This is a genomic window from Serratia plymuthica NBRC 102599 (assembly GCF_001590925.1).
In the GTDB taxonomy this organism is placed as follows: domain Bacteria; phylum Pseudomonadota; class Gammaproteobacteria; order Enterobacterales; family Enterobacteriaceae; genus Serratia; species Serratia plymuthica.
Map to the genome: position 1 here is coordinate 20358 of NZ_BCTU01000018.1, position 8933 is coordinate 29290.

Sequence of the window (8933 nt, forward strand, 5' to 3'; positions counted from 1 at the left end):
GTTCTCCTTAGGCCAGCGCCACGACCAGCAGCACCTCCAGCTCGATGGCGGCGACGCCACGGCAAAACGCGTTGAGGGGCGCGCGATGCAGCCAGCGCTGTAAGGCGGCCGGTTGCAAGGTTTGGCGCAGGGCGTACAGCGGCGCGAACATCACCCGCAGCGGCTGAGCGAAGCCGGTGGCGGTGATCACCATCGAGGCTTCGTGGCCGTAGCCGCAGGCCCAGGCTTCACCGCCCGTGCGGCGCGCCTGGCGTTTCCCACGATAGATCGCAGCGATCAGCAACGGCAGCAGCGGCATCGCCAACAGCAAAATGGCGATCAGCGGCGGGGAAACCAGCAGATGTGCGCCGAGCGGCGCTTGCGGAGTCAGGGTGGCGGCCAGCCGGGCAAACAGCGGGATCAGCCACGGCGCGCCAATGCCGCACAGCAGGCACAGCAAGGCCGGCAGCAGATGGCTGAGCATCATCGGCCACGTCGCCGGCCGGGCGTTGGCGGCGGCTTCACAGCGCGGCGCACCGAGGCACACCACGCCAAACACTTTGCTGACGCACATCACCGCCAACGCGCCGGTGATCGCCAACGCCACCGCCAGCAACGGGCCAAGCAGCCGGCCGACAAAGGCCGATGCGGCGCTGAACTGGAACAGGCCTTGATAAATCAACCACTCGCTGGCGAAACCGTTGAGCGGCGGCAGCGCCGCCATCGACACCAGCCCGACCAGCAATGCGATGCAGGTCCACGGCATCAGCCGCGCCAGTCCGCCCATTTTTTCCATGTCTTTCAGCCCGGTTTGCTGTTCGACAGCGCCGGAGGCAAGCAGCAATGCCGATTTAAACAGGCTGTGATTGCACAGATGAAACAGGCCGCCCATCAGTGCCAGCGCGGTCAGTTCAGGCAATTGCAGCGCCAGGCCGACCATTGCGCCGCCGATGCCGAGCAGGATGATGCCGATATTTTCCAGCGTGTGGTAAGCCAGCAGCCGACGCAGGTCATGCTCCATCAGCGCATACAGCCCGCCGAAAAAGGCGGTGCCTGCCGCCAGCAGCAACACCAGCAACCCCCACCACAGCGGCGGTGTGCCCAGCAGATCCATGCCGATTTTGATCACGCCGAGCAGCCCGACTTTCATCAGCGCGCAAGAAAAGAGCGAGGCCGCCGGGGCGGGCGCGCTACTGTGCGCTTGCGGCACCCAGCCGTGCAGCGGCATCACGCCGGCGTAAATGCCGAACCCCGCCAGCGCCAGCAGAAATGCCCCGCTGCGCAGCGCCGAAGGCAAGGCTATCTCGCGCATGGTGCTGAATTGCAGGCTGTGGGTCTGGCTGTAGATCAACGCAAAAGCGGCGACCAGCAGCAGCGTACCGAAGCGCATCAGCAGAAATTGGCTGTGGCCGGCCTGCTGGCTCTTGGCGTCTTGCCGCCGAACAATCAGGAAGTAACCGCACAGCGCCGCCAACTCCAGCAGCAGCACCAGCGCCAGCGCATTGTCCGCCATCACGGCCGCGCTCAGCGCCGCGGGCATCAACAGCATCAGGCTGCCCTGCCGAGTGCGGTTATGATCGTTGAGCGTCGTCAGCCAATGGCAAAGGTACAGCCCCACGAACAGGTTGCTCAGTGCGATCACCAGCAGCAACAGCGCATTCAGGCCGCTGATCTCCACCGCATAGTGCAGCCACGGCAGGCGGGCAGGATGAGGCGTGGTGAACAGCCAGCGCAGGGCCGCCGCAGTGGCGGCCAGCGACACCAGCAGCGTGCCGATGCCGCAAACGCCGGCGCAAAAACGCGGCCAGATCGCCAGCAGCCAGCACAGTGCGGCCAACAGCAGAGAACCGCTCAGTGACAGCGTCAGCAACAGCAGTGGGTCGGGCAGAAAATCGGTGATCATCGGTTCGGCTCCTTGCGGGCGACGGGAGGGCTGACAAACGGCAATTCGGCGGCTAACGCCTGCATCGCATTGCGGCGTTTTCGTTCGCTGGCCTGTCGCACGTCGTGGTCGGCAACCAGCCGGATGGCGTTGGTCGGGCAGGTGCGAATGCACGCTGGGCCGTCAGGGCTGAAGGCGCACAAATCGCATTTCACCGCCACCGCGCGCACCCCCGGTTGGCAATCGAGAAACGCGCTGACCGGGCGGGCGGAGGCGGGGGGCGGCGGTGCCAGCGCGGTCTGGCAATCGCCGGGAATGGCCAGCGGCACGCTGCCGCCAAAACCAATGGCGCCAAACGGGCAGGCGATGCCGCACAGTTTGCAACTGACGCACAGGCTTTCGTTCAGCACGATGGCGTTATCCTGATGCGTTATCGCGTTCACCGGGCAAACCTGCGCGCAGGGCGCGTCTTCGCACTGGCGGCACATCACCGGCGCGGAATCGCGCGCATTGCGCATCACCCGTAAACGCGGCAAGGCTTGCAACCCGGCCAGGCGGTGTTCGGTCGCGCAACTGGCCATGCAGGTATTGCAACCCATGCATAATTTGGCATCCGCAATAAGAAAGCGGTTCATGCACACTCCTTGCGGTTTCGTCACTTTTGACGAAATCGACAGTAAAAATGACGTTTCGACAGTCGCTGTCAGTAATAAAACGGCGTTATTCAGGCCGGCAGAATAATTTTTTTCAATTCTTCATGAATGGCGCAGTCGCCATGCAACGAATCAAATAAGCATTGGTAAATAACGGCGATTTTATTCAGGTAATGCTCTAGCACCGCGGGCTTATCACGGTTATTGATTTGGCCGTCAATCAGGCCGCTTTCATCCAGCGTGGCGTGAGCGAAAGGGGCGAAATTCTCCTCTTCGTTTGGCGCGGCCAAATTAATGCTGTAGCAGATATCTCGGCTGTAAAAACCGTCGCTCAATTGAATGCGCAAGGTGAAGTGATTGAACAGCGTAAAGCGAATGTCCTGACCCTGTCCGCAGATAAACTCATGATTAATACTCTGTTTTGTGGTGGTTACCGCTTTGACCAGCGTGTTGTGGTAATGCTGCCATTGCGCCATCAACCGGTTGTTTTTGCCGGAGATATAATCGGCCTGGCTGGTCAGTTCATTTATTGTGCTCATCTGTGTCACCCGCTGTGTCGACATTTCCTGTGGTAACGCTAATAGGGCATAAATCGTGCCAGCTTGGTTTTGTTTTAATTAATGACTTTAAATTCAATGGTACGGTGAATTATTTGACGCGTGAGTTAACGCTGTATGACGGTTTTTACTGTCGATGACATCGACACTCGACAAATGTGTCGGCGCCTGACTGGCACCGTATTTGCACAGGTATTTTCAGTTGGACGTTTTATTGCCGTTACCGGAGACAGCATGCACGAAATAACGCTTTGCCATTACGCGCTGGAGATTATGCAGCAGCATGCGCAGCAACAGCAGGCGCGGCGAATTACCGCCGTGTGGCTCGAGGTGGGCGCATATTCCTGCGTCGAGGCGCAGGCGCTGCATTTCTGTTTCGACATGGTGTGCCGCGGCACGCTGGCCGAAGGCTGCACGCTGCATTTACAGCAACAGCAGGCGCTGAGCTGGTGCCATGACTGCCAATGTGAAGTGGCCTTGCCGTTGCCGCAGGTGCGCATCTGCCCGCACTGCGAAGGCCACAATCTGCGCGTGCAGGCCGACGACGGCATACAAATAAAACGCCTGGAAATTGAATAACCATAAAGGGGAAAGCTTATGTGTAGCACTTGCGGTTGCGCCGAGGGCGAAGTGGCCATTGAAGGTGACGTTCAGCCCACCAGGGTGCCGTTCCGCCCGCGCCAGAACCCGAAAGGCGATCTGCATTATGGCTTTGGCGCGGCCGGCACCCACGCGCCGGGCATCAGCCAGCGGCGCATGCTGGAAATCGAAACCAACGTGCTGGCGAAGAATGACCACCTGGCGGCGCACAATCGCGAACATTTCGCCGCGCAACAGATCCTGGCGCTGAACCTGGTGTCCAGCCCCGGCTCCGGCAAAACCACCTTGCTGACGCAAACTCTGCTGCGGCTGCGCGATAGCGTGCCGTGTGCGGTGATAGAAGGCGATCAGCAAACCACCCACGACGCCGAACGCATTCGCGCCACCGGCGTGGCGGCGATCCAGGTCAATACCGGCAAAGGGTGTCACCTGGACGCGCAGATGGTGCATGACGCTGCCCACCGCCTGGCGCTGCAACCCCACAGCCTGCTGTTTATCGAAAACGTCGGCAACCTGGTGTGCCCGGCCGGGTTTGATCTCGGCGAACGGCACAAGGTGGCGGTGCTGTCGGTGACCGAAGGCGAGGACAAGCCGCTGAAATATCCGCATATGTTCGCGGCGGCGCGGCTGATGCTGCTGAACAAGATCGATTTGCTGCCGTATCTGGATTTTGATCTCGACGCCTGCATCGCCAATGCCCGGCGGGTCAACCCGCAGATTGAAATCATCACGCTGTCCGCCACTCGCGGCGACGGCATGGATCAGTGGCTGAACTGGCTGGCGGTGCAACGATGTGCATAGGCATTCCGGGGCGAGTTGTCGCGCTGGACCCACTGCACTCGCAGCATGCGTGGGCGGAGGTGTGCGGCGCCAGGCGTGAAATCAACATTGCATTGGTGTGCCAGGCCGGCCAGCCGCGTGAGGCGCTGCTGGGCTCTTGGGTGCTGATCCACGTCGGTTTCGCCCTGAGTCGGCTGGATGAACGGGAAGCCGCTGAGATGCTGGCGGCGTTACAGGCGATGGGCGAAGTGGAAAACGACGTGGCGCTGTTTATGGCGGGGGAAGGCAATGATGAAATACGTTGATGAATTCCGCGATCCGCAGTTGGTGAAATCCCTGTTGCAGCGCATTGCGCAACGCGCGGCGAAACTGCCGTTCAGCGCCGAACGTCCATTGCAACTGATGGAAGTGTGCGGTGGCCATACGCACGCCATTTTCCGTTTTGGCCTGGATAAACTGCTGCCGCCGCAGGTGGAGTTTATTCATGGGCCAGGTTGCCCGGTGTGCGTATTGCCGATGGGGCGTATCGACGCCTGCCATGAAATCGCCGCCAACCCCGCGGTGATTTTTTGCACCTTTGGCGACGCGCTGCGGGTGCCGGGCAAGCAGGGGTCATTGATGCAGGCGCGGGAACGCGGTGCCGATGTGCGGGTGGTGTATTCGCCGCTGGACGCACTGCAACTGGCTCGCGCCAATCCGCAGCGGCAGGTGGTGTTCTTCGCGCTCGGTTTTGAAACCACCATGCCGGTGACTGCGGTGACGCTGCAACAGGCGCGTTTGGAGGGCATTCAGAACTTCAGCGTCTTCTGCCAGCACATCAGCCTGATCCCGACCTTGCGCAGCCTGCTGCAACAGCCGGAGGTACGCATCGACGGTTTCCTGGCGCCGGGCCATGTCAGCATGATCATCGGCACCGATCCCTACCGCTTTATCAGCGGCGAGTATCATAAACCCCTGGTGGTGACCGGCTTTGAACCGCTGGATATTCTGCAAGGCGTAATGATGCTGATTGACCAGTTCTGCGAGGGGCGCAGCCGCACCGAAAACCAATATCGCCGGGTGGTGCCGCAAAGCGGCAACCTGCTGGCGCAGCAGGCGATGGCGGAGGTGTTTGCGATCGGCGGCAGCAGCGAATGGCGCGGATTGGGCACCATTGCCGATTCCGGCATCGGCCTGAGCGCCGCCTATGCCGATTTTGACGCCGAACGCCGCTTTCAGCCCCAGCCGCAGCAAGCGGCAGATGACCCGCGTGCCTGCTGCGGCGCGGTGCTGACCGGCCGCTGCAAACCGCGCGATTGCCCGCTGTTCGGCGGTGTCTGCACGCCGCAAAACGCCTTTGGCGCGCTGATGGTGTCTTCAGAAGGCGCTTGTGCCGCCTGGTATCAATATCGTCGAGAAACAGAGGAAAACGTCGCATGAATCCGGTTATTAGCCTGGCACACGGCAGCGGCGGCAAAGCTATGCAGCAACTGCTGGAATCGCTTTTCCTGCCCGCCTTCGCCAACCCACAGTTGGAACAGCGTGAAGATCAGGCGCGCATCGCGTTGGCGTCGTTAATGCGGCAGGGCGATCGGCTGGCGTTTACCACCGACAGCTACGTTATAGATCCGCTGTTTTTCCCCGGCGGCGATATCGGCAAGCTGGCGGTATGCGGCACCGCCAACGATCTGGCGGTCAGCGGGGCGACGCCGCGCTACCTGTCCTGCGGCTTTATTTTGGAGGAAGGGCTGCCGCTGGCGGAATTGACGCGGGTGGTGGAGTCGATGGCGGCAACCGCCCGCGAGGCCGGCATTCAGATCGTGACCGGCGATACCAAAGTGGTGCAGCGCGGCGCGGCGGACAAGTTGTTTATCAACACCGCCGGCATTGGCGTGATCCCGCAGAACATCGAGTGGTCGGCGCAGCGCATTCAAGCCGATGACGCGATCATCGTCAGTGGCACCCTGGGCGACCACGGTGCCACCATTCTCAACCTGCGCGAACAGCTTGGTATGGCGATGGACATCACCAGCGATTGTGCGGTGCTGACGCCGTTGATTGCGCCATTGCGGGCGATTGACGGCGTACACGCATTGCGCGACGCCACCCGCGGCGGCGTGAACGCCATACTGCACGAATACGCCGCTGCCTGCGGTTTCGGTATCGACATCGACGAGCAGCGTCTGCCGGTAAAACCGGCGGTGCGCGGCGTTTGCGAACTCCTGGGGCTGGACGCGATTAACTTCGCCAATGAAGGCAAACTGGTGCTGGCGGTGGCGCAGGCGGCGGTTCCTGCGGTATTGGCTGCGTTGCAGGGGCACCCGTTGGGCGCGGATGCGGCGGTGATCGGCCGGGTGACCGACGGTGCCACACAGGTACGGCTGCGCGGAGCCTATGGCATCAGCCGGTTGCTCGATTTGCCGCATGCCGAGCCTTTACCTCGCATTTGTTGATCCGGTCGGGGGAAGCGGTCGCCGGTCAGCAGTAAACTTTGCGCCGTAGCTCACATAAAAATAAAAAAATTCAATTACCGCAACCGGATGCCTTAACCGGCAGAGTGATGGTCAATGTCGAATGCAAGCATAGAAAAACAGGAACTGCTGGAAATTACCCGCTTGTTGTTCAGCCAGCGCGGCTATGGCGATGTGCTGATCCAACTGCAACAGATCGTCCGGCGCTGGCGGCTGGCGGACGACGTGGCGCTGGTGTTGCTGCACCCGAACAGCGCGCGAGTCAGTTTCCACGGGCAGGACGGGAATGGGCAGCCGCTGAACTATCAGGATGAAACGCTGTTGGCCAATGGGCCGATCGCGTTATTACGCGAGAATGCGCAGCCGCTGCGCCTGTGTGGCGCCGATCTGCACCAGCGCTATCCGCAGTTGGCGATGTTGGCGCTGTATCCGCCGCTCAGCCATTACTGCCTGATGCCGCTGCGTGCCAGCGGGCAGCTGCTTGGCGGTTGCGAACTGTCGCGTAACGACGGCAAAGCGTTCAGCGATGCGGCGCTTGGCTCACTGGCCACCCTGATGGAGTTGACGGCGCTGGCGGTAGAGCAGGTACAGCTGCGCGAAACCGCCGAGCGTCAGCAGCGCCAGTTACGTCATGAGCGCGATGATTTCCGCGTGCTGGTGGATGTCACCAATGCGGTGCTGTCCAAGCTGGATCTGGACGATCTGATTGGCGAGATCTCCAGCGAGATCCACCGTTTCTTCAAAACCGATGCCATCAGCATTGTACTGCCGGGCGATCGTGACGATCGCGTGACGATCTACGCCACCCATTATCTGCAAGATAACGTGGCTAAACGTCAGCAATACAGCGTACCCCTGGCCGGCACGCTGTCGGAAAAAGTGATGCAGAGCGGCGAAATGCTGCTGCTGAATCTGAAACACTCGGATCCGCTGGCCGAGTATGAACGGCAGCTGTTTGATCTGTGGCATGAGCAAATTCAGACGCTGTGCGTGCTGCCGCTGATTTTCGGCCAGAAAACCCTCGGCGTGCTGAAGCTGGCACAATGCCAGCCGGATAACTTCAATGCCGCCAACTTGCGGGTGTTGCAGCAGATCGCCGAGCGTATCGCCATTGCGGTCGATAACGCGTTGGCCTATCAGGAAATCAGCCGCCTGAAAGAGAGTTTGGTGCATGAAAATCTGTATCTGACCGAACAGATTAATGACAACAATCCGGATTTCAGTGAGATCGTGGGCCGCAGCACGGTGATGTCCAGGGTGCTGCAACAGGTGGAAATGGTAGCGAAAAGCGACTGTTCGGTATTGATCCTCGGCGAAACCGGCACCGGAAAAGAGTTGATTGCCCGCGCCATTCACAATTTGAGCGAGCGCCGCGATCAGCGGATGGTGAAGATGAACTGCGCGGTGATGCCGGCCGGGTTGTTGGAAAGCGATCTGTTCGGCCATGAAAAGGGCGCGTTTACCGGTGCCAGCACCCAGCGTATGGGGCGTTTCGAGCTGGCGGACAAAGGCACGCTGTTTTTGGACGAGGTGGGGGAAATCCCTGTCGAGTCGCAGCCTAAATTGCTGCGCGTGCTTCAGGAGCGCGAGTTTGAGCGGGTTGGCGGCAACAAGCTGCTTTCCGTCGATGTGCGTTTGATCGCCGCCACCAACCGCGATCTGCAGCAAATGGTCGCCGACCGCGAATTCCGCAGCGACCTCTATTACCGGCTCAATGTCTTCCCGATACTCATTCCGCCGCTGCGCGAGCGACCTGAGGACATTCCGCAACTGGTGAAATTTCTTACCTACAAGATTGCACGGCGCATGAAACGCACCATCGACAGCATTCCGGCCGAAACGCTGCGCATGCTGAGCCAAATGCCGTGGCCGGGCAACGTGCGCGAACTGGAAAACGTCATTGAACGGGCAATATTGCTGACGCGGGGCACGGTGCTTAATCTGCAACTGCCGGAGCTGCAATATGCGCAGCCTTCCATCGCGCCAATCGCAGTGCCACCGCCGGTAATAGCGGGTGAAGATGAATATCAAC

The 8933-nt window shown here is 60.5% G+C and carries 9 protein-coding genes; 6 read left to right on the plus strand and 3 right to left on the minus strand.

Going from position 1 to position 8933, the window contains the following annotated elements:
* Window positions 1–7: 7 nt before the first annotated feature.
* The 3 genes from SPL01S_RS13095 to hycA form a co-directional block, all read right to left on the minus strand.
* The gene (locus SPL01S_RS13095; protein ID WP_063200374.1) at window positions 8–1882 is read right to left on the minus strand and encodes a proton-conducting transporter transmembrane domain-containing protein; all 1875 of its coding nucleotides are present in this window, start codon (window positions 1880–1882) and stop codon (window positions 8–10) included.
* Entirely contained in the window at window positions 1879–2496 is a 618-nt protein-coding gene (locus SPL01S_RS13100) for a 4Fe-4S dicluster domain-containing protein (protein ID WP_006328064.1), read from the minus strand. The genes SPL01S_RS13095 and SPL01S_RS13100 overlap by 4 nt, the downstream gene beginning before the upstream one ends.
* 89 nt (window positions 2497–2585) lie before the next feature.
* Window positions 2586–3053 (minus strand): formate hydrogenlyase regulator HycA, encoded by a 468-nt coding sequence (gene hycA, locus SPL01S_RS13105; protein WP_062868689.1) that lies wholly within the window; start codon window positions 3051–3053, stop codon window positions 2586–2588.
* Window positions 3054–3305: 252 nt separating this feature from the next.
* Here hycA and hypA point away from each other — a divergent pair, with 252 nt between their 5' ends.
* From hypA to flhA, 6 genes are all read left to right on the plus strand, one after another.
* Window positions 3306–3650 (plus strand): hydrogenase maturation nickel metallochaperone HypA, encoded by a 345-nt coding sequence (gene hypA / locus SPL01S_RS13110; protein WP_004948123.1) that lies wholly within the window; start codon window positions 3306–3308, stop codon window positions 3648–3650.
* Window positions 3651–3668: 18 nt separating this feature from the next.
* On the plus strand, window positions 3669–4472 hold the full coding sequence (gene hypB, locus SPL01S_RS13115; protein WP_063200377.1) for a hydrogenase nickel incorporation protein HypB: 804 nt from the start codon (window positions 3669–3671) through the stop codon (window positions 4470–4472).
* Entirely contained in the window at window positions 4463–4756 is a 294-nt protein-coding gene (locus SPL01S_RS13120; protein WP_062868686.1) for a HypC/HybG/HupF family hydrogenase formation chaperone, read from the plus strand. Before hypB ends, SPL01S_RS13120 begins: the two co-directional genes overlap by 10 nt.
* Window positions 4743–5870 (plus strand): hydrogenase formation protein HypD, encoded by a 1128-nt coding sequence (hypD, locus tag SPL01S_RS13125; RefSeq protein WP_063200380.1) that lies wholly within the window; start codon window positions 4743–4745, stop codon window positions 5868–5870. The genes SPL01S_RS13120 and hypD overlap by 14 nt, the downstream gene beginning before the upstream one ends.
* Window positions 5867–6883, plus strand: a complete 1017-nt coding sequence (hypE, locus tag SPL01S_RS13130) for a hydrogenase expression/formation protein HypE (RefSeq protein ID WP_062868684.1) — start codon at window positions 5867–5869, stop codon at window positions 6881–6883. Before hypD ends, hypE begins: the two co-directional genes overlap by 4 nt.
* Window positions 6884–6997: 114 nt before the next feature.
* On the plus strand, window positions 6998–8933 hold a 1936-nt coding region (flhA, locus tag SPL01S_RS13135), incomplete at its 3' end, for a formate hydrogenlyase transcriptional activator FlhA (RefSeq protein WP_063200383.1).

What these genes read in the sequence shown, in the direction of transcription:
- SPL01S_RS13095 (WP_063200374.1), bottom strand. Translation starts at nt 1,882, where the DNA reads ATGATCACCGATTTTCTGCCCGACCCACTGCTGTTGCTGACGCTGTCA.
- SPL01S_RS13100 (WP_006328064.1), bottom strand. Translation starts at nt 2,496, where the DNA reads ATGAACCGCTTTCTTATTGCGGATGCCAAATTATGCATGGGTTGCAAT.
- hycA (WP_062868689.1), bottom strand. Translation starts at nt 3,053, where the DNA reads ATGAGCACAATAAATGAACTGACCAGCCAGGCCGATTATATCTCCGGC.
- hypA (WP_004948123.1), top strand. Translation starts at nt 3,306, where the DNA reads ATGCACGAAATAACGCTTTGCCATTACGCGCTGGAGATTATGCAGCAG.
- hypB (WP_063200377.1), top strand. Translation starts at nt 3,669, where the DNA reads ATGTGTAGCACTTGCGGTTGCGCCGAGGGCGAAGTGGCCATTGAAGGT.
- SPL01S_RS13120 (WP_062868686.1), top strand. Translation starts at nt 4,463, where the DNA reads ATGTGCATAGGCATTCCGGGGCGAGTTGTCGCGCTGGACCCACTGCAC.
- hypD (WP_063200380.1), top strand. Translation starts at nt 4,743, where the DNA reads ATGAAATACGTTGATGAATTCCGCGATCCGCAGTTGGTGAAATCCCTG.
- hypE (WP_062868684.1), top strand. Translation starts at nt 5,867, where the DNA reads ATGAATCCGGTTATTAGCCTGGCACACGGCAGCGGCGGCAAAGCTATG.